Genomic DNA, 26023 nt, shown 5'->3' with positions numbered 1-26023 from the left:
GTGGCGCGACGGGGGCTAGGAACTCGGAGGGGGTCGGGCTTGTGAGGGCCGGCCGGTTGGAGTGGTGGCGGCTCGGGGGTTGGGGTGATGGTGATCGTGGGTCAGCGGGGTGGGGGGGCAGCGGGCCGGGGTGCGGAGTGAGGGTGGGGCGGCTGGTGGGTGGGTGGGATGGGGTCGGTGGGGCCGCAGGGCGAGGGCGTCGGGTTGTGCTCGGGCCGTGGGGTTCTGTTCGGGAATAGGTCGGCGTGGGGTGTCGTTCTCCGGGTACGCAGTTATAGTTGAACGGTAAACAACCTGGAGGGTGAGCGACCATGCAGTTCGGGATCTTCAGCGTCGGCGATGTCACGCCGGACCCGACGACCGGCCGTACGCCGAGTGAGCGTGAGCGGATCAAGGCCATGGTCGCGATCGCCCTGAAGGCCGAGGAGGTCGGGCTCGACGTCTTCGCGACCGGCGAGCACCACAACCCCCCGTTCGTGCCGTCGTCGCCGACCACCATGCTCGGGTACATCGCCGCGCAGACCGAGAGGCTGATCCTCTCCACCTCGACCACGCTGATCACCACGAACGACCCGGTGAAGATCGCCGAGGACTTCGCGATGCTCCAGCACCTGGCCGACGGCCGGGTCGACCTCATGATGGGCCGCGGGAACACGCGGGCCGGTCTACCCCTGGTTCGGACAGGACATCCGCGAGGGCATCAACCTCGCGATCGAGAACTACGCCCTGTTGCGCCGGCTGTGGCGCGAGGACGTCGTGAACTGGGAGGGCAAGTTCCGTACGCCGCTCCAGGGCTTCACGTCCACGCCCCGGCCGCTCGACGGCGTCGCGCCGTTCGTCTGGCACGGCTCCATCCGCTCCCCGGAGATCGCCGAGCAGGCCGCCTTCTACGGCGACGGGTTCTTCCACAACAACATCTTCTGGCCGGCCGACCACACCAAGAGGATGGTCGAGCTGTACCGGGCCCGGTACGCCCACTACGGGCACGGGACGGCCGAGCAGGCGATCGTGGGCCTCGGCGGTCAGGTGTTCATGCGCCGCAACTCCCAGGACGCGGTGAAGGAGTTCCGGCCGTACTTCGACGTCGCGCCGGTGTACGGGCACGGGCCCTCCCTGGAGGACTTCACCGACCAGACCCCGCTGACCGTCGGCTCCCCGGAGCAGGTCATCGAGAAGACGCTGAAGTTCCGCGAGTACGCCGGGGACTACCAGCGCCAGCTGTTCCTCCTCGACCACGCCGGACTGCCCCTGAAGACCGTCCTGGAGCAGATCGACCTGCTCGGCGAGGAGGTCGTACCGGTGCTCCGCAAGGAGTTCGCGGCGGGGCGGCCCGCGGACGTCCCGGAGGCTCCCACCCACGCGTCCCTGCTGGCCGCCGAGCAGAACAAGGAGGTCGTCGCATGAAGCTCGTCGTCGTGTCCGCGGGCCTGAGCGTCCCGTCGTCCACCCGTCTGCTGGGAGACCGGCTCGCCGCGGCCGTGGGTCGTGCGGCCGAGGTGGACGTGCAGGTCGTGGAGTTGCGGGAACTCGCCGTGGAGATCGCGCAGAACTTCACGAACGGCTTTCCGGGACGGGCGCTGGCCGCCGCGCAGGAGGCGGTGGCCGGGGCCGACGGACTGATCGTGGTGACCCCGGTGTTCTCGGCGTCGTACAGCGGACTCTTCAAGTCGTTCTTCGACGTGCTCGAGCCGGAGGCCCTGGAGGGCAAGCCGGTGCTGATCGCGGCGACCGGTGGCTCGGCCCGGCATTCGCTGGTGCTGGAGCACGCGCTGCGGCCGCTCTTCGCCTATCTGAAGGCCGTCGTCGTGCCGACCGGGGTGTACGCCGCGTCGGAGGACTGGGGTGCCGAGGGGCTGGACGGACGGATCGAGCGGGCGGCCGGGGAACTGGCCGCGCTGATGGCGGGACTGTCGGTCGGACGCGGGCCGCGTGCGGCCCGGGCCGACTCGTTCTCGGCGGTGGTGCCGTTCGAGCAGCAGCTCGCCGCGTTGCGTGCCACGGGGTGAGAGGGCAGTAAGAAGGGCACGAGGTGAGCAGCTCATCACGTCGTACGACTCGGCGGGACGGCACACTGAGGGTGTGCCCCAAAATGTGCTGCTCGCCGAAGACGACCGCGCCATCCGTCACGCCCTGGAGCGCGCCCTGACCCTGGAGGGCTACCAGGTCACCGCGGTCGCCGACGGCGTCGAGGCGCTGGCGCAGGCCCACAAGACGCCGCCGGACGTGCTCGTCCTCGACGTGATGATGCCCGGGATCGACGGACTCCAGGTCTGCCGGGTGCTGCGCGCCGAGGGCGACCGGACGCCGATCCTCATGCTGACGGCGCTCGTGGAGACCCAGGACCGGATCGCCGGTCTGGACGCGGGCGCCGACGACTATGTGGTCAAGCCGTTCGACGTCGAGGAGGTCTTCGCCCGGCTGAGGGCCTTGCTGCGGCGGACCAGCCCGGACGGGATGGCCCCGGCGGCGGGCACGGTGGCGAAGGCTCCCGCGGCCGTACCGCCCGAGGGGCGGATCGAGGCGGCCGGACTGCGCATGGACATCCAGGCACGGCGGGCCTGGCGGGGGACGCGCGAGCTGGAGCTGACCCGTACCGAGTTCGAGCTGCTCGAACTGCTCGTGCGGAACGCGGGCATCGTGCTCGATCATTCGACGATCTACGACCGCATCTGGGGCTACGACTTCGGGCCCGGCTCCAAGAACCTCGCCGTCTACGTCGGCTATCTGCGCCGCAAGCTCGACGACCCCGGTGCCCCGCAGCTGATCCACACGGTGCGCGGCGTGGGTTACGTGCTCCGGGAGGACTGAGTGGGGCGGCTGGCTCGGCTGTGGGCCCGGCCGCGGCCCCGGCTGCTGTCCCTGCGGACCACGTTCGCGGTGTCCTTCGCCGCGGTGACGGCCGCGGTGACCGTGCTGGTCGGTGTGCTGTCCTACAGCGCCGCCGCGCGGCTGGTGCGGGTGGACCAGGAGTCCGTGTTCGACCAGGTCGTGCAGGACCTCCGCGACGAGGTGAGCCAGCACCGGATGACACCGGAGGACTTCTCGTCCTCGGCGCCCGGGCACGACCTGGTGCGTCCCGCCCGTACGGACGTGCAGGTGCTGGGGCCCACCGGGGCGGTCGCCGATCCCGGGCGGCCCGGGCTGCCGGTGATCTCCGGGGACCGGCGGGTCGCGGCCGCCGGTGGGGCCGGGCGGATGGTCCTGCACAAGGAGGTCTCGGTCGGCAGCGACGTGTACCGGATCGCCACCGTCTCGCTGGGTGGCGGGCGGGGCGCCGTGCAGGTCGCCCAGGAGTTCAGTGACACCGAGGATCTGTTGCGGGCGCTTCAGCAGCGGACGTTTCTGCTCATGGTGGCGGTCGTGGTGGGCGCCGGGTTGTTCGGATGGTGGCTGGCCCGGCGGATCACCCGGCGGCTGGTGATCCTCACGTCCGCCGCGGAGGACGTGGCCCGGACCCGGCGGCTGGGCATCGAGGTGCCGGTCACCGGTTATGACGAGGTGGGGCGGCTGGGGCGGGCCTTCGACCGGATGCTGGGGCGGCTCGCGCAGTCGGAGGAGGATCAGCGGCGGCTGGTGCAGGACGCGGGGCACGAGCTTCGGACGCCGCTCACGTCGTTGCGTACGAACATCTCGCTGCTGCGGCGGATCGACGAACTGCCGCCCGCCACCCGCGACGAGCTGGTCGCCGATCTCTCGCAGGAGGCAAGGGAGTTGACCGACCTGGTCAACGAGCTGGTCGACCTCGCGGCGGGACAGTCGGACAACGAGCCGCCGCAGCGGGTGGACCTCGCCGATGTCGCGGAGGACGTGGCGGGGCTGGCCCGGCGGCGGATCGGGCGGGAGGTCGTGGTGCACGCCAGCGGGTCGACGGTGACGGACGGGCGGCCGGGGATGCTGCAGCGGGCCCTGTCGAACCTCGTCGAGAACGCGGCGAAGTTCGACCGCGACGGCACCGCTCCGATCGAGATCTCGGTGTCCGGGTTCACGTTGGCCGGGCCGGTGCGGGTGGAGGTGCTGGACCGGGGCCCGGGGATCGCCGACGCCGATCTTGTGCGGGTGTTCGACCGGTTCTACCGGGCGGCGGACGCGCGGTCGTTGCCGGGGTCGGGCCTGGGGTTGTCGATCGTGCGGGAGGTGGCGCTGTCGCACGGGGGCGCGCCGTTCGCGTTTCCCCGGGAGGGGGGCGGGACGGTGATCGGCTTCACCGTGGGCGGGGATGCCTCCGGCGGTTGAGCGTTTTCGGGTGCGGGTTCGGTGGGGGCGGGCGTTGTGCGCGGTTCCCCGCGCCCCTGATGCCTGCGGCGCAGCTGCGGCCTCGGTGGGGGCGGGTGTAGCGCGGTTCGGTTCGGTGGTTGGGTCGGGGCCGAGGTGGGGGGTGTCCGTCCTCGGCCCGGCGGCTCGGCCTCTTGAGCAGGGCTCGGTGACGGACGCCGGCCGCTGCGGGCGGACACCCCCCACCCCGTCCCCTTGCCGCCGTACGCGGCCAACGGCCCGTCGAGGCGCGCCGTACGGCCGACGGCCCGTCGTGGGGCGGGGTGCGGCGAGCGGCCCGTCGAGGCGCGCCGTACGGCTGACGGCCCGTCGTGGGGCGGGGTGCGGTGCTGGGTCCGTCGTGTGGGCGAGGTGGTGATCGGTCCGTCGTGGCGTGGGTGACTGCAACTCCCCAGGGGCGCGGGGAACTGCGCGACCAGCCACAACGCACCCGCACTCGCACGACAACCCGTCCCGGCACCCCCTCAGGCGCCCTGCCCAAGCCCAGCGCAGCGCAGTGGTGTCGTTTCCAGAGTTGCTCGGGCCGCCTCCAGGGCCGGGTGGGTCTGTTCCGCGACCCGGTGGAAGGTCTCCTGGGCGGTGCGGGCCGGCCAGGCCGGGGGGAGGTGGCGGGCCGGGAGTCTCGGGTCCGTGCGGATGGTCCGGAGCCACTCGCTGACCAGGCGCAGACGGGTGCCGATGGGGTCGTCGTCGGCGCCGTTGCCCAAGTTTACGCTCCAGCGCTTGTCGAAGGTGACGTAGTGGGCCGCGATGGACTCCAGGTCCCAGGTCTCGCGGATCATCCGCTCGATGTCGGTCACCTCCGAGGCCTGGGCGTGGAAGATCTTGACGTGGGCCGTGAGGCCGAGCTCGGTGACCACGGCGGAGACGTCCACGTGGCCGGGGGCGATCCACAGGCCGCTGTACAGGGCCCCGAATCCCGACCAGGTGAGCCGTGAGCGCAGGTCGTGGCGCTGGCGTTTCCAGGAGTCGGGCAGGGAGAAGCCGAGCAGGGTCCAGGAGCCGTCCCAGTCGTCGTTGACGGCGCCCTGCTTCCAGATGCGGGTGCGGCCGTCGATGAGGACACGGGTGGCCTGCGGGGTCAGGCCGAAGAACATCTTGCGGCCCTCGCGCTGACGCTGGAGCAGACCCCGGTTGACCATGCGGGTGAGGGTGGAACGCACGGCCTGCTCGCCCACGCCCACGCGGCCCAGGACGTCGATGATGCTGCCCGAGTAGACGCCCAGGTCCCCCTCCTCCAGGACGTGGTTGCCGAAGAAGGTGAGCATGAGCGACTGCGGGCGCGGCTGCGGCCCGTCCGCGGTGTCCAGGATGTCGTCGTCCTCCACGGGGGCAAGGGTACGACCGCCCGCCGACGGCACGGCGGGCGGTCGTGGAAGGTCGTGGGAGGTCACCGGCCGTCGGCGGGGTGCGCGAGGTCGTACGGGCGGAGGTAGGGGGTGGGGCGGTACGAGACGTAGCGGGTGGGGGTGGTGGGGTCGGCCGCGGTGGCGCGGGCGTTGAGGGACGCCGGGTCGGTGCCCTGCCAGCTGCCGGTGGTCAGGCGGTCCTCCAGGGTGTGGAGCGCGGCCAGTTGTTCGGCGGGGCTGAAGGTGCAGTGGCCGGCGTTGTCGACGTACGCCTGGCGGAGCAGGGGAGCGGAGCCCGCGGCGGACACCGCACGGCGCAGGGCACTCTCCGTCTGGACGGGGACCAGGGGGTCGCCGATCGTGTGGACGGAGAGCTGGGGCTTGGCCAGGCGGCCGGTGAAGGAACTCGTGCCGCTCATCCAGGCGACGGCGGACGGGTCCGCGGTGACGCGCGGGGCGCGGTTGAGGGCGGCGAGGTCCTTGCCCAGGGAGAGGCCGGCCTTCTTGTAGAGCTCGGTGACCTCCTTGCGGACGGAGGACCGGCCGAGCAGTCGCGTGTAGTCGACGCCGGTGTTCCAGGACATGTTGCCGCCCGCCCGGACCTCGGCCTCCTGGCGCCGGTTGAAGGCGGCGATCTTCAGCAGGCCCTTGACGGCGTCGTACTGGTTGGCCTGCTGGGCGTCCCAGTCGGTCGCGGCGGGGCGGGTCTGGGTGGTCGCGTTCCAGACCGGGATGTTGTGGAGGGCGGCGGCGAGGGCGATCCGGGCCCGGCCCTCGGCCGTCGACTGGGCGGAGTCGACCCTTTCGGTGAGGGTGTTCGCCGCGTCGGTGGCGGCCTGCTGGCTCGGGAGGTTCACCAGGGGGACGTCGGAGCCGAGGAGCGTCTTGAGGGCGAACACCGGGTCGAGGGTGTTGTTCCAGTTGGCGACTCCGCCGTGGACCAGGCCGCACATGGAGAGCGAGCCGTCGATCGCGTCCGGGTGGCGCTCGGCGATCGCCGTGGTGACCAGGCCGCCGTACGACCGTCCCCAGGCGAGGGTGCGGGAGGCCTGCCCGAAGCGGGTGGTGAAGGCCTTCAGGGTGGCCATCTGGTCGGGGACCGCGTCGGTGACCGCCCAGCCGGTGGACGCGTACGAGGAGCCGATGAGGGCGTAACCCTGCTGGAGGAGAAGGGGCTTGGTGGCCGCGTCCGGAGCGTCCTGGGCGGGGTTGGCGGGGCCCGCGTTGTAGCCGTGGCTGAACAGGAGGACGGTGCCGTTCCAGTTGGTGGGGACGTCCATCATGTACGTGGCGCCGGAGGGAAGTTGGCCGTCCACGTGGGTGGTGGTGTCGGTGGTGGCCGTCGCCGCGGGTGCGGCGGTCAGGGTGAGCAGAAGCGCCGTCGCGCAGGCGATGCGGGTGCCGTGCCTCATGCGGTGATCTCCTCCGTGCGGGCGGGGGTGGGGAGTTCGGAAGCGGGGTCGGTCAGGGACGTACGGCTCGTCTCACGGACGAACCACACGGTCAGCGCGGTGATCAGCGAGCCGCCGCACAGCAGGAGGGCGACCGGGGTGCCGTTGCCGCTGCTCGCGACCAGGCTGCCGGCGATCATCGGGGAGAAGCCGGCGCCGACCAGCGTGGCGCCCTGGTAGCCGAGCGAGGCGCCGGTGTAGCGGACCTTGGTGCCGAACATCTCGCTGAACAGGGCGCCCAGCGGGCCGTACATCAGCGACTGGGAGATGCCGTGGCCGATGACCACGGCCAGGATCAGGGCCCCCGACGACTTGGAGTCGACCAGTGCGAGGACGGGGAAGGCGGTGGCGGCGGACAGGATCGCGCCGGTGAGGACGACCGGGCGGCGGCCGATCCGGTCGGAGAGCATGGAGGCGCAGGGCAGCACGACCAGGGCGACCGCGGCGGAGACGGTGAGTGCGGTGAGCACCTGCGGCCGGGCGTAGCCGATGCCGGTGGCGTACGAGATCAGGTAACTGGTCAGCAGGGACTGCGCGGTGAAGGCGCCGATGCCGACGCAGCAGGCCAGCAGCACCGGGCGTGGGCGGCGCAGGACGTCGAGGATGGGGAGCCTCGACTCGGCGCGGTCCTTCTTCACCTCGGCGAACAGCGGGCTCTCGACCACCTTGAGACGGACGAACAGGCCGACGCCGAGCAGCAGCACGCTCAGCAGGAACGGCACGCGCCAGCCCCAGGCCGCGAACTGGTCCTTGGGGAGGGTGGAGACCAGGGCGACCACAGCGGCGGAGATCAGGGAGCCGAGAGGGGCTCCCATCTGCGTGAAGCTCGACCACAGGCCGCGGCGGCGCTCGCCCGCGTGCTCCACGACCATCAGGGTCGCGCCGCCCCATTCACCGCCGATGGCGATGCCCTGGACCACGCGCAGGGTGATCAGCAGGACCGGCGCCCAGACGCCGATGGTGTCGTACGTGGGCAGCAGGCCGATGAGGAAACTGGCGCCGCCCATCAGACCCATGGTGAGCAGCAGCATGTTCTTGCGGCCGAGGCGGTCGCCGAAGTGCCCGAAGACGATGCCGCCGATCGGGCGGGCCACATATCCGGCGGCGAAGGTGCCGAACGCGGCGATCGTGCCCACGGCGGGGTCGGCGCCGGGGAAGAACAGTTCGCCGAAGACCAGGGCGGCGACGGTGCCGTAGACGAGGAAGTCGTAGAACTCGACGGCGGTGCCGAGCAGTCCGGAGAGGGCGACTCGGCGGAGTTGGCGGGTGCGTTCTGATGCGGTGGGGGACGGGGGCATCGCGGGCTCCCTTGAGCGGGGGAAGGACACCGTGAAATTAGGCTGTCTGGTGACTGCCGTCAATAAAGTGCACAACATTGACAGGGGAGTGATGGGGGAGTGTGACGTGTGTCACTGGAACTCGGTGATCCCGTCGGGCAGTTGAGTGCGTGACCACAGATATGCGAACCCGGATACGGGCCGGGAATCCGGACGCCTTCGCGGAGCTCTACGACGAGTGCGCCCGCTCGGTGTACAACCACGCCTTCCGGCTGACCGCCGACTGGTCCGTGGCCGAGGACGTCATGTCGGCGACGTTCATGGAGGCCTGGCGGCGCCGGACGTCGATCGAGGCCGACGGGGGCTCGCTGCGGCCCTGGCTGCTCGGCATCGCCACGAACGTCGCCCGGTCCCACTACCGCAGCAACCGCCGCTACCGGGCCGCGGCCGGCGCGGCGGCCGGAGCGGGGATGGCCGAGGTCGCCGACCATGCCGAGGAGACCGCCGGGCGGGTGGACGACCGGCGCCGGATCGCCGCCACGCTGACCGCGCTCGGCACGCTGAGGCGCCCCGAACGCGAGGTCCTGGTGCTGTGTCTGTGGGAGGGGCTGGAGTACGCCGACGCCGCCCGCGCCCTCGGCATCCCCGTCGGCACCGTCCGCTCCCGGCTGTCCCGGGCGCGCGGCAGGCTGCGCAAGCTCGCCGAGGTCGAACTGGCAAGAAAAAGACGGGAACTCATCCCATCGAACCGGCAGATAACAGGTGATCGCGACTACGTGATCCGGTCCGCACAGGAAGGAAACCGATGAACGCCACCCCCTCCCAGCCGCACCCGGCCGAGTGGACGGAGACCCAGGGTCTTCTGCCCTCCGTGGAGCGGGATCTGCCGGCGGGCCGCCACCAGTTCCACAAGGAGCAGATGATGGTCCAGATCCGCGAAGACCTCCGTACCACCGCTGTCGCCCCCGTACGCCGCAACGCGTTCCTGCGCCGGGCGGTCCTGCTGCCCGCGCTGGCCTGCGCCCTGGCCGGCGCGGTCGTGGGCGGCCTCGCCCTGACCGGCGGCGATGACGCGAACACCTCCCTGGCCACCGGGCCCGCCCTGACGACCCGCATCGGCGCCGCCGACGCCCAGGGTGCCGACCGGCTGCTCGACCACATCTCCCTGGCCGCCGCCGACACCTCCGAACACGCCGTGCGCGACGACCAGTTCCTCTACATCGCCTCCAAGGTCGCCAGCACCTATCCGAAGACGGTCGACGACAAGACCACGGTGGTCAGCGAGAAGCTGCACTCCCGCCAGGTCTGGCAGTCCCCCGACGGCAGGAACGGCTGGCTGATCGAGCCGGGCAACACGAGCGAGGACGGCATCACCCTGGCCGGACCGAACCCGCTCACCTCCGCCTACCACCGGCTCACCCAGCTGCCCACCGAACCCGGGGCCCTGCTGCGGAAGATCTACCAGGAGTCGGACGCCGACCGGGACCCCGAAGTCCCCCGCGACCAGGCCGCCTTCGTCGCCATCGGCGACCTGCTGACCGAGAGCTACCCGCCCGCGAACCTCACCGCCGCGCTCTACAAGGCCGCCGCCGAGATCCCCGGCGTCGTCGCGGTGGACGACGCGGTCGACGCGGTGGGGCGCCACGGGGTCGCGATCGCGCGGCTCGACGAGCAGAGCGGGCAGCGCACGGAGTGGATCTTCGACAAGAAGACGTACGCGTTCCTCGGCGAGCGCAATGTGCAGGTCGAGCCGAGCGAGACCTTCAAGAAGGGCACCGTGACCTTCACGATCGCGATCACTCAGCGGGCGGTCGTGAACGAGATGAAGGAGGTGCCGGGGCAGGCGGGCTGACGGGTCAGGCCCGCTGCAGCTCCGGGGCGGGCCGCTCGCCCGAGCCGCGCACGATCAGCCGCGTCGGCACGGTGATGGTCCGGGCCCGGGTGCGGTCGCCGTCGAGGCGGGACAGCGCCGTCGTCGCCGCCGTTCTGCCGATCTCCTCGGGGGCCTGGGCGACGACGGTCAGCGCCGGTTCGAGCGCCTCGGCGAGCGCGACGTCGTCGAAGGAGACGACGGCGACGTCCTTGCGTCTGCTGCGGGCGAGTTCGGCCACTATCCCCAGGGCGACGATGTTGTTGCCGGCGAACAGGGCCGTGGGGGGATCGGCCAGGCCGAGCAGCCGGGAGGTCGCGGCTGAAGCCCCCTGCTGGTCATGGGCGTTGGTGACCAGGGAACGGTCGTACGGCAGGCCGGCCCGCTCGAGGGCCTCGCGGTATCCGGCGAAGCGCTCACGGCGGGTGTAGAGCTTGACCGGCAGGTCGCCGACGAAGCCGATCCGCCGGTGGCCGTGGGCGATCAGATGGGCGACACCGTCGTGGGCGCCGGTGCGGTTGGAGCTGACGACGCTGTCGGCGGCCAGGCCCACTCCGGGACGGTCGATGAACACGACGGGCAGCCCCGTGGCGCGGTGGGTCTTGAGGTGGGAGTGGTCGGCGCCGACGGACGGCACGACCAGCAGGATGCTGACGCGGCGGGCGAGGAACTTGTCCGTCAGGGCGCGTTCCCGGTCCGGGTCGTCCGCCGAGGAGCCCATGAGCAGGGTCAGTCCGCGGTCGCGGACCGTGTCCTCGATACTGCGGGCCACCGCTCCGAAGAACGGGTTGCCGAGGTCGGGGACGACCAGACCGATGGTGGTGTCGGGCCCGCCGACGCGGATGTTGCGCGCCATCAGGTTCGGCTGGAAGCCGAGTTTGGCGACGGCGGCGAGCACCTGTTCCCTGGTCTCGGCCGACGCGGGTCCGTCCTCGTTGAGAACGCGGGAGACCGTCTTGGCGCTGACGCCCACTTCGCGGGCGACGTCGGCCAGGGTCGGGCGGCGGTTCGCTGCCATGGAGGAAACCGTCTCCTGTGCTCGTCGGTTCCGGCCGCGGCCTCGGCCGGATGCCGTCGAGTGTCGAGTGCTGTGGTCAGGTGGCCTGGACGCCCGCGGCCTTCGCGGCCTCGGAATCCGTTACGACAGTACCTCCGGCCTCGTCCACGGTGAGCGCGCCGGTCATGATGGCGACGACCTCCGCCATGGAGTAGTCGGAGGGCTTGATCAGGGCGGCCCGCCGGCCCAGCCGGTGCACATGGATCCGGTCGGCGATCTCGAAGACGTGCGGCATGTTGTGGCTGATCAGGACGACCGGCATGCCCTTGTCCCGGACCCGCCGGATGAGGTCGAGGACCTGTCCGGACTCCTTGACGCCGAGCGCGGCGGTGGGTTCGTCCATGACGACGACACTGCGGGCCCAGGCGACGGAACGGGCGACCGCCACGGCCTGCCGCTGGCCTCCGGAGAGGGTCTCGACCGACTGGGTCAGCGAGCGCAGTCCGATCTTCAGGTCGGCCATGTGCTCGGCGGCCTCCTGGCGCATGCGCTTCTTGTCGAGCATGCGGAAGACACTGCCGAGGACACCGGGCCGGCGCAGCTCGCGGCCGAGGAACACGTTCGAGGCGATGTCCATCGAGGCGGCCACGGCCAGGTCCTGATAGACCGTCTCGATGCCGTGGGCGCGGGCACTTTGCGGTCCGGAGAACTGGATGGGTTCGCCGTTGAGGCGGATCTCGCCCGCGTCGGGCGTCACCGCACCGGTGAGCGCCTTGATGAGGCTGGTCTTTCCGGCGCCGTTGTCGCCGATCACGGCGAGCACCTCGCCGGGCAGCAGGTCGAAGTCGGCACCGTCGATGGCGACGACCTGGCCGTAGCGCTTGACGAGACCGCGGGCCTGGAGGACGGGGGTGGCGGAGGCGATGGCGGTCATCGGGCCTTCTTCCGGGAGATCTGGTCGACGGTCACCGCGAGGATGACCAGGACTCCGGTGATCAGGGTCTGGTAGATCGAGGCGACGCCCATCAGCTGGAGCCCGTTGCGGAAGACCCCGACGATCAGGACGCCGATGAAGGTGCCGAGGACCGAACCGCGGCCTCCGAAGAGGCTGGTGCCGCCGAGGACCACGGCGGTGATGCTGTCGAGGTTGTCGGTCTGTCCGGCCTGCGGGTCGCCGACTCCGGTGCGCGAGATGAGGAGCAGGGCGGCGACGCCGTAGAGGAGACCGGCGACGGTGTAGACGCCGATGGTCAGCCGGGAGGTGCGGATGCCGTTCAGCCGCGCGGCTTCCTGGCTGTTGCCCAGGGCGTAGACGTGCCGGCCCCAGCCGGTGCTGCTCAGCGCGTAGGCGAGCAGGAGGAACAGGGCGATGGTGACGAGGGAGCCGTAGGTGATGTCGGTGTGGCCCATCGGGAAGGTCTGCCCCAGGGCCGTCAGCGGGCCGGGCAGGTTGGTGACCGTCTGCTCCTCGGAGTAGATGTGGGTCAGCGCGAACGCCACGTTGAGCATGCCGAGCGTGACGATGAACGGCGGCAGCGGGATCTTCTGCACCAGCAGCCCGTTCACCAGCCCGAAGCCGCCGCAGACCACCAGGCCGAGCGCGATGGCGACCAGCGGGGGCAGTGAGCCCTCGGCGGCCATCTTGGCGATCACGATGCTGCCGAACGCCATCACCGCGCCGCACGACAGGTCGATGCCCGCGGTGAGGATGATCAGGGTCTGGCCGATGGCGAGGGTGCCGACGACCATGACCTGCTGCACGATCAGCGAGAAGTTCCCGCCGGTGAGGAACTGGTCGGAAGAGACGGCGAAGAAGACACAGGCGAGAAGAAGGGCGACGAGCGGGCCGGTGGTCGGTGCCGTGAGCAGCCTGCGTGCCGTGGTCGGCGCTTTGAGCTCGGCGTACGGCGAGGAGGTGCTCGGAGGCGTGGACGTGGCGGTCATGCGAAGTCCTTGTCGGAAGACAGAAGTCCTGGTGGGACAAGGGGGCGGCCGTCCCCGGGTCGGGGAGGTGCGGGGCCGGCCGCCCCGCTCAGGGGGAGAGGCGAAGTGTTACGTCCGCTGGAGCCGGACTCAGCCCCAGCAGTTCTCCAGGCCGAAGGCGGTGTCCTTGGACGTGACGCCGGTCTGGGCCTTGTCGGTGATCAGGGTGACGCCGGTGTCGGTGTAACCGGACGCCTTCTTGCCGTCCTTGGCGTACGTCACGACGGCGTTGACGCCCTCGGCGGCCATCTTCAGCGGGTACTGCTGCGAAGTGGCCGCGATCTTGCCGTCCTTGACGGCCTGGGTGCCGGTGCAGCCGCCGTCGACGGAGACGATCAGCACGTCCTTCTCCCGGCCCTTGGCCTTCAGCGCGGTGTACGCGCCCAGGGCGGCCGGCTCGTTGATGGTGTAGACGACGTTGATGCCGGGTTCCTTCTGGAGGCAGTTCTCCATCGCCGTCTGGCCCTTGGCCTGGTCGCCGCCCGTGTCCTGGGCGCACGCCACGTCCTTCTCGGTGGCGCCGAAGCCCTTGAGGAACCCGTTGTGCCGCTGGACGCCGACGGAGACGCCGGGCGCGAGGTCGAGGGCGGCGATCTTCGCCGTCTTGCCCTTCATCGCGGCCTTGGCGTACTCGCCGATCAGCTCGCCGGCCTTGAGGTTGTCGGTGGCGAAGAGGGCGTCGACCGCGCTCTCCGGCTCGGTCGGCGTGTCCAGGGCGATGACCAGCACGCCCTTGGCCTTGGCCTTCGCTACCGCGGGCACGATCGCCTTGGAGTCGCTCGGGGTGATCAGGATGCCCTTCACACCGGCGGCGACCATGTTCTCGATGGCGGTGACCTGACCGGCGTTGTCTCCGTCGAACTTGCCCGCCGCGGTCATGAGCTGGACGCCGTCCTCCTTGGCGGCCTTCTCCGCGCCCTCCTTCATCTTCACGAAGAACGGGTTGGTGTCGGTCTTGGTGATCAGCCCGACCTTCACCGTGCCCGATCCGGAGCTCGTGGAGCCCGATCCGGAGCCGGAACCGCAGGCCGTCAGGGCGAGGGCCGCGACCGAGGTGCACGCGGCGACTCTGAGCAGGGAGGAAGGCACTCGAGGGGTGCGAGACATGAACGACTCCAGCGGGATTGCGGGCGAGCGGCGGCATCGGAGCATGCCGCCCCTAGGTGTCATCGTTGACTTATGTCATCGTTGACACTGCCGAGGATGATGACCCCGTCTCCCGGCAACGTCAATGCCCCGCGCTCGTCACAAGTCCGCAACGGTGGCGGCGGGCGCCCGCTTCGTGCCCGTTAGGGGCGCACGTTCGCAGAGAAGAGCAGCTCATGAGCCCACGTCAGACCGCCGTGAATGCGAAGAAGACCCTGCTCGCCGAGTTCACCGCCCGTGAGGGAGCGCAGGACGAGGTCGCCCGCATGATCGTGGAGTACGCCGACAAGGTGCGTGCGGAGGAAGGCAACCTCGCCTTCGACGTCTACACCAAGGCCTCGCACCCACGCGCCTTCTGGATCTTCGAGGTGTACCGGGACGAGGACGCCTTCCAGGCGCACCTGAACGCCCCGTACGGCGGCCCCTTCAACGCCGCGCTGACCCCGCTGATCGAGGAGACCGCGTCCGTACTGACGTTCCTCGACCCGGTGGTCTGACCGGGCCGGCGCAGTGCCGGGGAGGGGGTGTTGATCCGCCGGTGACGCCGACGGCCGTGTCCCGGCCGCTCGCGCTCCGGGGCCGGTCGGCCTCGCCCCGACGTGCTTCAGTCCTGTTGGACCGGTGGTCCCCGTCGCGCTTCAGCTTCGGTCGGCCGGCAGTGTCCCCGGGCTCCGGCTCCGGGTCGGTTCGCTGGCGTCCTCGCGATCCGGCTCCGGTCAGCCGGTCGCGCTCTCGCGGTCCTGCCCGGGTGCGGCGGGCCGTCCGCCCCGGGCGAAGAGGTCGGCGAGGGGTAGGCTCGCCGCGCCGACGGTGACCGCTTGGACCCGTGGTCCCCGTCGCGCTTCAGCTTCGGTCGGCCGGCAGTGTCCTCCGGCTCCGGCGCCGGCTCCGGGTCGGTTCGCTGGCGTCCTCGCGATCCGGCTCCGGTCAGCCGGTCGCGCTCTCGCGGTCCTGCCCGGGTGCGGCGGGCCGTCCGCCCCGGGCGAAGAGGTCGGCGAGGGGCAGGCTCGCCGCGCCGACCGTGACCGCGTCCGGGCCGAGCCTGCCGAGGTCGATGGAGACGCGTTCGGCCGGGTGGCGCAGGGCGTACGCGTCGGCGTACCGGCGTACGGCGGGCAGGAAGCGGGTGCCGAGCTGGAGGCCTGCCCAGCCGCCGATGAGGATGCGTTCGGGCTGGAAGAGGTTGACCAGGTCGGACAGGCCCGCGCCGACGTACTCGGCGGTCTCCTCCAGGACGGTGAGGGCCACCGGGTCGGCCTCGGCGTCCTCGGCCGGGTGGGCGGCGGCGAGCAGCGCGGACAGCGCGGTCTCCTCGTCGGCGCCCACGGGCGGCCGGCCGCCCGCCTCACGCCAGCGGTCGACGATCGCCCCCGCCCCCGCGTAGGCCTCAAGACAGCCCAGGGCACCGCAGCGGCAGCGGCGTCCCCTGACCTGCACGGTCACATGGCCCCACTCCAGAGGGCGGCCGTATTGCACCTCCTCGGTGACGAGACAGGCGCCGATGCCCGAGCCGAAGAGGACGACCACCGCGTTGTGGGAGCCCCGGCCGGCGCCGAACCACAGCTCGGCCTGGCCGAGCGTGCGGGCGCCGTTGTCGATGAAGTACGGGACGGAGTCGGGGAGTTCACAGGTCGAACGCAGCAGGGACTCGAGCGGGACGGCGTCCCAGCCGATCGTCTGGCCGTGCACCACCGCGCCCTGCCCGGGGGTGCGGGCCACGATGCCGGGGACTCCGATGCCGACGCCGAGGAGCTGTTCGGGGGCGATGTCCGTGTCGGCGAGCACCTCGGCGATGCCGTCCCGGATGTGGCCGACGACGACCTCGACGTCGTAGCCGTGATGTTCCAGCGGCCGTTCGGTGCGGGCGAGTTCGGTGAGGGTGAGGTCGAAGAGCTCGACGCGCACGCGGGTCTCGCCGACATCGACGCCGATCATGTGGCCGCCGGAGGGGGCGACGCGCAGCAGGGTGCGGGGGCGGCCGCCGTCGGACTCGACGGTGCCGGCCTCCTCGACGAGGTGGTCCTCGACCAGTTCCGCGACCACGTTGCTGATGGAGCCGCCACTCAGACCGGTGGCCGGGCCCAGCTCGAAGCGGCTCATCGGCCCGTCGAAATACAGCCGTCGCAGTACGGCGGCCCGGTTGCCCCGTCGCAGGTCACGCACCGTCCGCCCGTTACGCCCCGCCATGTGGATCCTTTCCGACGCCGCCTCGACCTGCAAGATACCGCTGCGCCGACCCTTGACGCGACTTTCCTTCGCGTCTTAAATCACACCATAAATTAACTCCGGGACGGCGTTCGAGAAGCGAACGCACCCGGGGTCTCCCCTGGAAGGGACACCAGAGCCATGCGCAGAACCCGAGCCGCGGCCGCCGGTGCGGTCACCGTTTCCCTCATGACCCTTGTGACCGCCTGCGGCGGCGGCTCGTCGACGAGCGGCGGGTCCAACGACTCGCCGAAGACCCTGACCTACTGGGCCTCCAACCAGGGCGCCAGCATCGAGGTCGACAAGAAGGTCCTCCAGCCCGAGCTCGACAAGTTCGAGAAGCAGACCGGGATCAAGGTCAAGCTCGAGGTCGTCCCCTGGTCCGACCTGCTCAACCGGATCCTCACCGCGACCACCTCGGGCCAGGGCCCCGACGTCCTCAACATCGGCAACACCTGGAGCGCCTCCCTCCAGGCCACCGGCGCGCTGCTGCCCTGGGACACCAAGAACTTCGCCGCGATCGGCGGCAAGGACCGCTTCGTCGACTCCGCGCTCGGCTCCACCGGCGCCGAGGGCCAGGACCCGGCCGCGGTCCCGCTCTACTCGATGGCCTACGCCCTCTACTACAACAAAGAGATCTTCGCCGACGCCGGCATCACGAAGCCCCCGGCCACCTGGGACGAACTGATCGCCGACGGCAAGAAGATCCAGGCCAAGGGCAAGTCGGCGCTCGGCGCGGAGGGCGCGAACCTGTCGGAGAACATCCACCACGTCTTCGTCTTCGCCAAGCAGCACGGCGGCGAGTTCTTCACCGCCGACGGCAAGCCCGACTTCACCAACGACAACGTGGTCGCCGCGGTCAAGCAGTACGTCGACCTCATGGCCAAGGACAAGGTCATACCGACCGGCGACGCCGAGTACGCCCAGAACCAGTCGGTGAGCGACTTCGCCAAGGGCAACCAGGCCATGCTGCTGTGGCAGTCCGCCGCCGCCAACCTCAAGTCCCAGGGCATGAGCGAGGACAAGTACGGCATCGCACCGGTGCCCGTGCAGTCCGGCACACCGGGTCCCGGCACCCAGGTCAACTCGGCCGTCATGGGCATCAACCTGGCCGTCTTCAAGAACACCGACAACATCGACGGCGCCAAGAAGTTCGTGAAGTTCATGACCGGCGACGCCGAGCAGAAGATCCTCAACACCGCCTACAGTTCCATCCCGCCGGTCAAGAGCGTGCAGGCGGAGAGCGTGTTCAGCTCGGGCCCCAACGAGGTCCTCAAGAACACCCTCGCCACCAGCGCGGCCGCGCTGCCGCAGGTCGCCGACGAGTCGCAGTTCGAGACGGCCGTGGGAACCGCCGTCAAGGACCTGTTCGCCGACGCGGCCGCCGGACGCGCGGTCACCACCGACTCGGTGAGGGCGGCGCTGGAGAAGGCCCAGCAGCAGATGCCGGCGAAGTGAGCACGATGACCACCACCGCGCCCGCGGAGGCCGCCGTGCACCAGAACCCTTCCGGGGCGGCGCACCCGGGTCCCCGCCGCCGCCCCGGAAGGATCCGCCGCGTCGGCCTGCCGTACCTGCTCCTGCTCCCGGCCCTGCTCCTCGAACTCCTGGTCCACCTGGTGCCGATGGTGATCGGCATCGTGATGAGCTTCAAGGAGCTCACGCAGTTCTACATCCGGGACTGGGGCACCGCGCCCTGGTCCGGCCTCGACAACTACCAGGTGTCGGTGGACTTCGACGCCCCGGTCGGCGAGGCGCTGCTGCACTCGTTCCTGGTCACGGTGGCCTTCACGCTGCTGTCGGTCGCCCTGTGCTGGATCGTCGGGACGGCGGCGGCGGTCTATTTGCAGGACACCTTCCGCGGCCGGGGCCTGCTGCGCGCCCTGTTCCTGGTGCCGTACGCCCTGCCGGTCTACGCGGCCGTCATCACCTGGGTGTTCATGTTCCAGCACGACAACGGCCTGGTGAACCATGTCCTGCACGACCAGCTCCACCTCACCGACAAGCCGTCCTTCTGGCTCATCGGCGACAACAGCTTCTGGGCGCTGCTGACCGTCTCGGTGTGGAAGGGCTGGCCGTTCGCCTTCCTCATCGTCATGGCCGGCCTCCAGAACATCCCCGGCGAGCTGTACGAGGCGGCGGCCCTGGACGGCGCCGGGATCTGGCAGCAGATCCGGCGGATCACGCTCCCGTCCCTGCGGCCCGTCAACCAGGTGCTGCTCCTGGTGCTGTTCCTGTGGACGTTCAACGACTTCAACACGCCGTTCGTCCTGTTCGGCAAGTCGGCTCCGGAGGCCGCGGACCTGATCTCGGTCCACATCTACCAGGCGTCCTTCGTGACCTGGAACTTCGGCACCGGCTCCGCGATGTCCGTCCTGCTGCTGCTGTTCCTGCTCGTGGTGACGGGCGTCTACCTCCTGCTGACCTCCCGGGGAAGGAAGCCGGCCGATGTCTAGCCCCCGCTCGCCCATGGCACCGCCGCGTACATTCTTCTGGTCCCGGCGGATCTTCCTCACCCTGCTCACCGGCTTCGTCCTGGTGCCGGTCTACGTGATGGTCTCCAGCTCACTGAAGCCGCTGGCGGACGTGACGGGCGAGTTCCACTGGCTGCCGAGCCGGCTGACGATCCGGCCGTACATCGACATCTGGTCGACGATCCCGCTCGCGCGGTACTTCGTGAACTCGCTGATCGTGGCGGGCGCGGCGACCGTCTGCTCGGTGGTGATCGCGGTGTTCGCCGCGTACGCCGTCAGCCGCTACGAGTTCCGCGGCAAGCGCGTCTTCACGGTCACCGTGCTGTCCACGCAGATGTTCCCGGGCATCCTCTTCCTGCTGCCGCTCTTCCTGATCTACGTCAACATCGGCAACGCCACCGGAATCGCCCTGTTCGGCTCGCGGGGCGGGCTGATCCTGACGTATCTGACCTTCTCCCTGCCGTTCTCGATCTGGATGCTGATCGGGTACTTCGACTCGGTGCCGCGCGATCTGGACGAGGCCGCGCTGGTGGACGGCTGCGGGCCGTTCGGCGCGCTCTTCCGGGTCGTCGTGCCCGCCGCGATCCCCGGGATCGTCGCGGTCGCCGTCTACGCCTTCATGACCGCCTGGGGCGAGGTGCTCTTCGCGTCGGTGATGACCAACGACGCCACCCGCACGCTCGCCGTCGGCCTCCAGGGCTACTCCACGCTCAACAACGTGTACTGGAACCAGATCATGGCCGCCTCGCTGGTGGTGAGCGTCCCCGTGGTCGCCGGGTTCCTGCTGCTCCAGCGCTATCTCGTCGCCGGGCTGACGGCGGGCGCCGTCAAGTGACCGACCGTGAAAGGACTTTCGTGAGCATCGACCTCGCCGCACTCCCGCACGACTTTCTGTGGGGGACGGCCACGGCGGCCTACCAGATCGAGGGAGCGGTGGCGGAGGACGGCCGTTCGCCGTCGATCTGGGACACCTTCTCGCACACCCCCGGCCAGGTGGCGGGCGGCGACACCGGCGACGTCGCCTGCGACCACTACCACCGCTGGCGCGAGGACATCGACCTGATGCGCCGACTCGGCACCAACGCCTACCGGTTGTCCATCGCCTGGCCGCGCGTGATGCCGGGAGGGGACGGCCCGGTCAACCCCAAGGGCCTCGACTTCTACGACGAGTTGATCGACGCCCTGCTGGCCGCCGGCATCACCCCGTCCGTCACCCTCTACCACTGGGACCTGCCCCAGGTGCTCCAGGACCGCGGCGGCTGGCCCGCACGCGACACCGCGGAGCACTTCGCCGCGTACGCCTCGGTCGTGGCCGGCCGGCTGGGCGACCGGGTGAACCACTGGGCCACGCTCAACGAACCGCTGTGCTCGGCCTGGATCGGCCACCTGGAGGGCACGATGGCCCCCGGTCTGACCGACCTCACGGCCGCCGTCCGCGCCTCCTACCACCTCCTGCTCGGCCACGGCCTGGCCACCCGGGCGATCCGCGCCGCGTCCCCGTCCGCCCAGGTCGGCATCGTCACCAACCTCTCGACAGTCCACGCGGCCACCGACAGGCCGGAAGACCTCGACGCCGCCCGCCGCATGGACGGCCACACCAACCGCTGGTGGCTCGACCCGGTCCACGGCCGCGGCTTCCCGGCGGACATGCGCGAGGTCTACGGCGTCGAACTCCCGGAAAGGGCAGGCGACTCGGCGGCGATCGCGGCACCCCTGGACTGGCTCGGCCTCAACTACTACATGCCGGTCACCGTCGCCGACGACCCCACCGGACCGGCCCCACGGGCCCGCCAGGTGCCCCGCCCCGGCGTGCCCCGCACCGGCATGGACTGGGAGATCGACGCCAACGGCATCGAGACCCTCCTGCTCCGCCTCACGCACGAGTACGGCGCCCGCAAGCTCTACGTCACCGAGAACGGCTCCGCCTACCCCGACGTCGTACGCCCCGACGGGACGATCGACGACCCGGAACGCCAGGAGTACCTGACCGCCCACCTGGCCGCCTGCGCCTCCGCCGCCCGCAAGGGCGCCCCACTGGCCGGCTACTTCGCCTGGTCCCTGCTGGACAACTTCGAGTGGGCCTACGGCTACGACAAGCGCTTCGGCCTGGTCCACGTCGACTACAAGACACAGCGGCGCACGATCAAGGGCACGGGGTACCGGTACGCGGACGTCATCCGGGCGCATGGGGAGAGGGGGCGCAAGGCTGCCTGAGCGGCCGTCGGCCTCTTTCTGCGACTCAGAGCAACGTCGGCGCGTGGAACTCCCCGAGCCCCGACACCCGGTCCCGGTCCAGCCAGTAGCGGCGCGGCTCCGCGAGCATGACGTCGACGCTGACGGTGATGATGCCGGGGATCTTCGCCAACTCGTCGTCGATGAAGCGTGCCAGTGCGGAGCGGTCGGTGACCAGACCGGTGGCCAGGACGGACATGTCGCTGGCCACGTGGGCGGCCAGTCGGGTCTGGGCGAGCTGATCGAGGCGGCGCATGACCTCGGGGGTCTCGCCGGGGGCGACCCGCAGGCGCAGCATGAACGGGGTCTGGAAGCCCAGCCACTCCGACACGATCTCCAGGCGCGGCTGGACCCAGCGTTCGTCCAGGACGCGGCGTACGACGCGGTGGGCGGTCGAGGTGGCGAGGTCGGCGGCCCGGGCGATGCTCGCGGCGGAGGCCCGGCCGTCCTGGATCAGCTGGGCGACGACCGTGCGCTCGGCCTCGCTCAGGGATTTCGCGGGGGGCGTCGCGGTCGCGGTCGCGGTGCCTGCCGCCGGCGCGCCGGTCAGCTTCAGCAGCTCGGCCCGTTCGGTGTCGGTCAGGAACTGAGGGTCCCAGGTGATGCCCCGGCGCAGCGTGCTGAGCGCGGGCAGGGCCTTGACGTGGCGGACGCCGGGGACCGAGAACATCCGGTCGATCGCCTCGCTGGTGGCCGCCTCCGAGGGGGCGTGGACGACGGCGTAGAGCGGATGGTCGCCGGAGATCTGGGCCAGGAGCTGCAGATGGGGCAGGCCACGGAGCCGGTCGAGGACGGCCAGCGGCGTCTCGCCCGCGATGTCCAGGAAAACGTGCACCGGCATCGCCGTGGAGTGCATTCCCCAGTCGGACTGCCCGATCACGCGGACCATCCGGGCCTCCTGCAGCCGGTCGTAACGGCGCTTCAGCGTGCTGGCGTCGGCGGACAGGATCGCGCCGATGTCGTCCCAGGTGGCCCGGGGCGCCAGGTGTAGTGCCCCGATGAGGCGCCGGTCGAGCTCGTCGAGGAGAGGACGGGTCATGGTGTCCCACCTTAGACTGCCGAGGCTTGCCGGTTAATCCCACTGTTACACACCGAGACTGGAGAATCTCTCAATTGGCTGCCATGGTTTGCAGGAACATCCCCGGCAGTCCCCTCTGAATGCACGAAGAGGTACCCATGAGTGCCACCACGACCCAACCCCAGCCGACCGAGCCTCCCTCAAGAGCCCTGCGCACCGCGTTCCGCGCCTTCGCCGCGATCGAGAAGGTCGGCAACAAGCTGCCCAACCCGTTCTGGCTGTTCTGGATCCTCGCGGGGGTCGTGATCGTCCTCAGCGCGATCCTGGCGGCGGCCGGGGTCAGCACCGCGCATCCCGGAACGCACGAGACCATCAAGGTGCAGAGCCTGCTCAGCAAGGCCGGCGTCACGACGATGGTCGAGGGGGCCGTCGACAACTTCGCGACCTTCCCGCCGCTGGCCACGATCCTCATCGTGGGCTTCGGTATCGCGGTCGCCGAGGCGAGTGGCCTGTTCACGACCCTGCTGCGCCGCATGGTCGCCCGCGTGCCGGGCAGGTACCTCACCTTCGCGCTGTCGATGACGGCGATGGTCGCCCACGTCGCGGGCGACGCCGCGTACGTCACCCTCATACCGCTCGGGGCTCTCGTCTTCCGCGCCGCCGGACGCAGTCCCGTCCTCGGCTGCATCGTCGCCTACGTCTCCATCTCCGCCGGCTACGACGCTTCCCCGTCCCTCACCACCACCGACGTATTGCTGTCGTCGATATCCACGGCTGCCGCGCACACCATCGACCCGCACCTCACCGTCACTCCGGTCGCGAACTACTTCTTCGGCCTCGCCTCGTCCGTCCTCGTCGCCCTGGTCATCACGCTCGTCGTGGACAAGGTCATCTCCCAGCGCTCGGACCTGGCCCCCGACGAGCCGGTGCAGGCGCTGAGCGCCGAGGAGCTGAAGGCGGTCGAGGTCACCCCGGTGCAGCGCCGCGCCCTGCGGATGACCGGCCTGGCCGCCGTCGGCTTCATCGCGGTCCTGACCGCGGCCATGATCCCGGTGAACTCCCCGCTGCGCGGCGAGCACGGCTCCCTGGTCGAGTCTCCGGTGATCTCGGGCATGTCGATCGTGCTGTTCCTGTTCTTCTCCCTGCTCGGCTGGGTCCACGGCCGCAGCGCCGGGACCTTCCGCACGGCCGGTGACATCGTCGACGCGCTGGTCGAGGGCACGCGCACCTATGCCCCGATCCTCGTCCTGTTCTTCGCGATCTCCCAGTTCCTCGCTTATTTCAAGTGGACGAACATCGGCAACGTCATCGCCGTCGAGGGCGCGGAGACCCTGAAGGAGATGCACCTGAGCGGCTGGACCGTGCTGGTCGGCATCGCCGTACTGATCACCTTCATGAATCTCGTGATCACCAGCGGCTCCGCCCTGTGGGCGCTGGCCGCCCCGGTGCTCATCCCCATGCTGATGCTCATCGGCATCGAGCCCCAGACCACTCAGGCCGTCTACCGCGTCGCCGACTCGGTCACCAACTGCGTCACCCCGATGAGCCCGTACTTCGCGATGGCGCTGGGCTTCATCCAGCAGCACAAGAAGTCCGCCGGCATCGGCACGCTGGCCTCCTTCACCATCCCGATCGCCGCCGTCGTCTGGGTCGTCTGGGTCGCGTTCTTCGTGGCCTGGTACCTGCTCGGCCTTCCCTTCGGCATCAGCTGACCCGGCCCCGCCGCGACAGCGCCCCGCACCTTCGTACGAGAAAGCAGACCATGACCGCATCGCCCGTCGCCGCCCTCACCGCCCGCGCCCAGGACGTCTCGTCGGAGATCGTCACCGACATCCTGACACTCGTCCGTCAGGAGACCGGCAGTTACGACCTGGCCGCCCTCGCGGAGGGCCTCGATCTCCTCCGTGAGCTGGCCGTGCACCGGCTCGGCCACCCCGACCACGAACACCGGTACCCGGGCGGCGAGTGCGGGGACACCCTCACCCTGACCTACACCGGCACGGGCTCCGGCCACGTCATGCTGGTGGGGCACTACGACACCGTGTGGCCGACCGGCACGCTCGCGGACTGGGAGCAGCCGGAGCCGGACGGCGACGGGCGGGTCAGACTCAGCGCGCCCGGCATCTTCGACATGAAGACCGGTCTCGCACAGGGAATCTGGGCTCTGAAACTGGCCCGCGAGACCGGCACCGGACTCCCCACCGTCACCTTCCTCTTCAACGGCGACGAGGAGATCGGTTCCCTGTCCTCGCGCCCGGTGATCGAGGAGGTCGCCCAGAAGGCCGACGTGACGCTGGTACTGGAGCCGACCGCCCACGGTGCCGTCAAGACCGGCCGCAAGGGCACCGGGATCTTCGAGGTCACGGTCACCGGCGTCGAGGCGCACGCCGGGCTCGCGCCCCAGGACGGGGCGAGCGCGATCACCGCGCTGTCCGAGTTCGTCGTCGCGGCGGCGGGCGTCGCCGCGCCCGACAAGGGCACCACGATCAACACGGGCCTCATCAAGGGCGGCTCCGCCACCAACGTCGTCGCCGGGCGGGCCACCGCGAGCGTCGACATCCGGGTCAGCAGCCAGGCCGAGCAGGACCGCGTCGACGCCGAACTGGACGCCATCGACGTCAGCGACCCCCGCGTACGCGTCAAGGTCGACCACGCCTGGAACCGGCCGCCGATGACCCTGAACGCCGCCTCCGCCCCGCTCCTGGACCTCGCCCGCGAGGTCGCCCGCGAACAAGGCCGTGCGGAGCTGCCCACCGCCGCCGTCGGCGGCGCCAGCGACGCCAACTTCGTCGCCGCCCTCGGCCTGCCGGTGCTGTGCGGCATGGGCGCGGTCGGCGACGGCGCCCACGCCCAGGGCGAGTTCGTCTACCCCGACACCGTGCCCGCCCAGACCGCCCTGGTCGCGGGGCTGCTGGTACGGCTGGCGGAGCCCCTGCGCGGCTGAACACGAAAAGGGCGAGGCCCGAAGACCCCGCCCGCTACCGGTGAGACCCGGTCACGGCCACACAAGGCAATACGGCTGATGTCCCGCCTCGTGCAGCCGATGGCTGAAGTCCTGCCACTCGTGCAGCAGTTGGTACACGTTGAACGCGTCCCTCGGGCCGCCCCGGTCCGGGACCGTCGACCAGATGAAAGCCGCCGCGCCGACCGCTTCCTCGCCTATGCCGCGCAGCGGGTCCACGACCGTCATGGGGAGTTTGACCACCGCGTAGTCGGGGTGCAGGACGACCAGTTCGAGCGGGGGGACCTTGTGCAGGGGGACGCCTTCGATGCCGGTGAGGACCATCGCTGCCATGGTCTCCGGCTTGATCTTGGTGAACATGCCGTTCATCCCGAGCTCGTCGCCGCCGAGTTCCTCGGGGCGCATCGAGATCGGGACGCGGGCCGCGGTCGCGCCGTCGGGCGCGCCGAAGTACTTGTACGTCACCCCCACCCGACCACCATTCCTGCTTCCCGCCCTCAACGGATCGATCCGACGTTCGATACGTCGCTCGTCGCGTTCCGACTCATCCGGGGTGCCCGAGGCGCCCGAGGCGCCCCGCCCCTGACGTGTCTCGGCCGCTTCCTCCGCCTCGCGCCGGTGCCTTCCCCGCCGGGCACGTCGAGGACCCAGGTCATCGGTCCCCTCGCCCAGTCCGCCACCGCGATGCATATCTCCACCCGACTGCTTTTCTAGGACGCGCGACCCCCGCCGCGCAACCCGATCATCGTGTCAGTGACCTCCCCCACGGCCGCCCGCCGAAACGTGC

At 70.5% G+C, this 26023-nt stretch carries 22 protein-coding genes and 1 pseudogene; 13 read left to right on the top strand and 10 right to left on the bottom strand.

Features of this window, described 5'->3' with window-relative positions:
• The first annotated feature begins 311 nt into the window (after positions 1-311).
• From M2157_RS21060 to M2157_RS21045, 4 genes and pseudogenes are all read left to right on the top strand, one after another.
• Positions 312-1404 (top strand): annotated as a pseudogene (locus M2157_RS21060) (LLM class flavin-dependent oxidoreductase).
• Positions 1401-2006 carry an FMN reductase gene (locus M2157_RS21055; RefSeq protein WP_280863250.1) on the top strand — a complete coding sequence of 202 codons (606 nt, stop codon included), beginning with the start codon at positions 1401-1403 and terminating at the stop codon, positions 2004-2006. Before M2157_RS21060 ends, M2157_RS21055 begins: the two are co-directional and overlap by 4 nt.
• Before the next feature lie 73 nt (positions 2007-2079).
• Entirely contained in the window at positions 2080-2808 is a 729-nt protein-coding gene (locus M2157_RS21050) for a response regulator transcription factor (protein ID WP_280863249.1), read from the top strand.
• Positions 2809-4233 (top strand): HAMP domain-containing sensor histidine kinase, encoded by a 1425-nt coding sequence (locus M2157_RS21045; protein WP_280865948.1) that lies wholly within the window; start codon positions 2809-2811, stop codon positions 4231-4233.
• A 503-nt stretch (positions 4234-4736) separates the two neighbouring features.
• Here the strand turns inward: M2157_RS21045 and M2157_RS21040 are convergent.
• The 3 genes from M2157_RS21040 to M2157_RS21030 all read right to left on the bottom strand — a co-directional run bounded on the left by M2157_RS21040 (position 4737) and on the right by M2157_RS21030 (position 8370).
• Complete coding sequence (locus M2157_RS21040) at positions 4737-5600, bottom strand: PaaX family transcriptional regulator C-terminal domain-containing protein (RefSeq protein WP_280865947.1); 864 nt, start codon at positions 5598-5600, stop codon at positions 4737-4739.
• Between the two features lie 62 nt (positions 5601-5662).
• Positions 5663-7033 carry a prolyl oligopeptidase family serine peptidase gene (locus M2157_RS21035; protein ID WP_280865946.1) on the bottom strand — a complete coding sequence of 457 codons (1371 nt, stop codon included), beginning with the start codon at positions 7031-7033 and terminating at the stop codon, positions 5663-5665.
• Entirely contained in the window at positions 7030-8370 is a 1341-nt protein-coding gene (locus tag M2157_RS21030) for an MFS transporter (protein ID WP_280865945.1), read from the bottom strand. The genes M2157_RS21035 and M2157_RS21030 overlap by 4 nt, the downstream gene beginning before the upstream one ends.
• Before the next feature lie 149 nt (positions 8371-8519).
• Between M2157_RS21030 and M2157_RS21025 the strand changes: the two genes are divergently transcribed.
• Both M2157_RS21025 and M2157_RS21020 read left to right on the top strand, forming a co-directional pair.
• Positions 8520-9158 carry an RNA polymerase sigma factor gene (locus tag M2157_RS21025; RefSeq protein WP_280865944.1) on the top strand — a complete coding sequence of 213 codons (639 nt, stop codon included), beginning with the start codon at positions 8520-8522 and terminating at the stop codon, positions 9156-9158.
• Positions 9155-10201 (top strand): CU044_5270 family protein, encoded by a 1047-nt coding sequence (locus M2157_RS21020; protein ID WP_280865943.1) that lies wholly within the window; start codon positions 9155-9157, stop codon positions 10199-10201. The genes M2157_RS21025 and M2157_RS21020 overlap by 4 nt, the downstream gene beginning before the upstream one ends.
• 4 nt (positions 10202-10205) lie before the next feature.
• Here the strand turns inward: M2157_RS21020 and M2157_RS21015 are convergent, their stop codons facing one another.
• The 4 genes from M2157_RS21015 to M2157_RS21000 all read right to left on the bottom strand — a co-directional run bounded on the left by M2157_RS21015 (position 10206) and on the right by M2157_RS21000 (position 14306).
• On the bottom strand, positions 10206-11237 hold the full coding sequence (locus tag M2157_RS21015; RefSeq protein WP_280863242.1) for a LacI family DNA-binding transcriptional regulator: 1032 nt from the start codon (positions 11235-11237) through the stop codon (positions 10206-10208).
• Between the two features lie 76 nt (positions 11238-11313).
• Positions 11314-12150 (bottom strand): ATP-binding cassette domain-containing protein, encoded by an 837-nt coding sequence (locus tag M2157_RS21010; protein WP_280863241.1) that lies wholly within the window; start codon positions 12148-12150, stop codon positions 11314-11316.
• Positions 12147-13160 carry an ABC transporter permease gene (locus M2157_RS21005; protein WP_280863240.1) on the bottom strand — a complete coding sequence of 338 codons (1014 nt, stop codon included), beginning with the start codon at positions 13158-13160 and terminating at the stop codon, positions 12147-12149. The genes M2157_RS21010 and M2157_RS21005 overlap by 4 nt, the downstream gene beginning before the upstream one ends.
• Before the next feature lie 129 nt (positions 13161-13289).
• The gene (locus tag M2157_RS21000) at positions 13290-14306 is read right to left on the bottom strand and encodes a sugar ABC transporter substrate-binding protein (RefSeq protein WP_280863239.1); all 1017 of its coding nucleotides are present in this window, start codon (positions 14304-14306) and stop codon (positions 13290-13292) included.
• A 215-nt stretch (positions 14307-14521) separates the two neighbouring features.
• On the opposite strand from M2157_RS21000, the gene M2157_RS20995 reads away from it, so the two are divergent.
• Positions 14522-14842 carry a putative quinol monooxygenase gene (locus tag M2157_RS20995; RefSeq protein ID WP_280865942.1) on the top strand — a complete coding sequence of 107 codons (321 nt, stop codon included), beginning with the start codon at positions 14522-14524 and terminating at the stop codon, positions 14840-14842.
• 430 nt (positions 14843-15272) lie between these two features.
• On the opposite strand, the gene M2157_RS20990 is transcribed toward M2157_RS20995, so the two are convergent.
• Entirely contained in the window at positions 15273-16532 is a 1260-nt protein-coding gene (locus M2157_RS20990; RefSeq protein WP_280863237.1) for an ROK family transcriptional regulator, read from the bottom strand.
• A 159-nt stretch (positions 16533-16691) separates the two neighbouring features.
• Here M2157_RS20990 and M2157_RS20985 point away from each other — a divergent pair, with 159 nt between their 5' ends.
• The 4 genes from M2157_RS20985 to M2157_RS20970 are packed head-to-tail and all read left to right on the top strand — an operon-like array spanning position 16692 to position 21238.
• Positions 16692-18008 (top strand): sugar ABC transporter substrate-binding protein, encoded by a 1317-nt coding sequence (locus M2157_RS20985; protein ID WP_280865941.1) that lies wholly within the window; start codon positions 16692-16694, stop codon positions 18006-18008.
• Between the two features lie 5 nt (positions 18009-18013).
• Positions 18014-19006 (top strand): sugar ABC transporter permease, encoded by a 993-nt coding sequence (locus M2157_RS20980; RefSeq protein ID WP_280865940.1) that lies wholly within the window; start codon positions 18014-18016, stop codon positions 19004-19006.
• A gap of 13 nt (positions 19007-19019) precedes the next feature.
• Positions 19020-19859, top strand: a complete 840-nt coding sequence (locus M2157_RS20975; protein ID WP_280868257.1) for a carbohydrate ABC transporter permease — start codon at positions 19020-19022, stop codon at positions 19857-19859.
• Positions 19860-19879: 20 nt separating this feature from the next.
• On the top strand, positions 19880-21238 hold the full coding sequence (locus M2157_RS20970) for a GH1 family beta-glucosidase (RefSeq protein ID WP_280865939.1): 1359 nt from the start codon (positions 19880-19882) through the stop codon (positions 21236-21238).
• A 25-nt stretch (positions 21239-21263) separates the two neighbouring features.
• Here the strand turns inward: M2157_RS20970 and M2157_RS20965 are convergent, their stop codons facing one another.
• The gene (locus M2157_RS20965; protein ID WP_280865938.1) at positions 21264-22295 is read right to left on the bottom strand and encodes an Lrp/AsnC family transcriptional regulator; all 1032 of its coding nucleotides are present in this window, start codon (positions 22293-22295) and stop codon (positions 21264-21266) included.
• Between the two features lie 137 nt (positions 22296-22432).
• Here M2157_RS20965 and M2157_RS20960 point away from each other — a divergent pair, with 137 nt between their 5' ends.
• Both M2157_RS20960 and M2157_RS20955 read left to right on the top strand, forming a co-directional pair.
• The gene (locus M2157_RS20960; protein WP_280865937.1) at positions 22433-23986 is read left to right on the top strand and encodes an AbgT family transporter; all 1554 of its coding nucleotides are present in this window, start codon (positions 22433-22435) and stop codon (positions 23984-23986) included.
• 50 nt (positions 23987-24036) lie between these two features.
• Positions 24037-25218, top strand: coding sequence for a M20 family metallopeptidase (locus tag M2157_RS20955; protein WP_280863231.1), 1182 nt, complete (start codon positions 24037-24039; stop codon positions 25216-25218).
• Positions 25219-25269: 51 nt separating this feature from the next.
• Here the strand turns inward: M2157_RS20955 and M2157_RS20950 are convergent, their stop codons facing one another.
• Positions 25270-25926, bottom strand: coding sequence for a hypothetical protein (locus M2157_RS20950; protein ID WP_266515282.1), 657 nt, complete (start codon positions 25924-25926; stop codon positions 25270-25272).
• Between the last annotated feature and the right edge of the window lie 97 nt (positions 25927-26023).

Origin of the sequence: Streptomyces sp. SAI-127, from assembly GCF_029894425.1 — a bacterium.
Taxonomy (GTDB): domain Bacteria; phylum Actinomycetota; class Actinomycetes; order Streptomycetales; family Streptomycetaceae; genus Streptomyces.
This window is presented reverse-complemented; position numbering and strand designations above follow the sequence as displayed.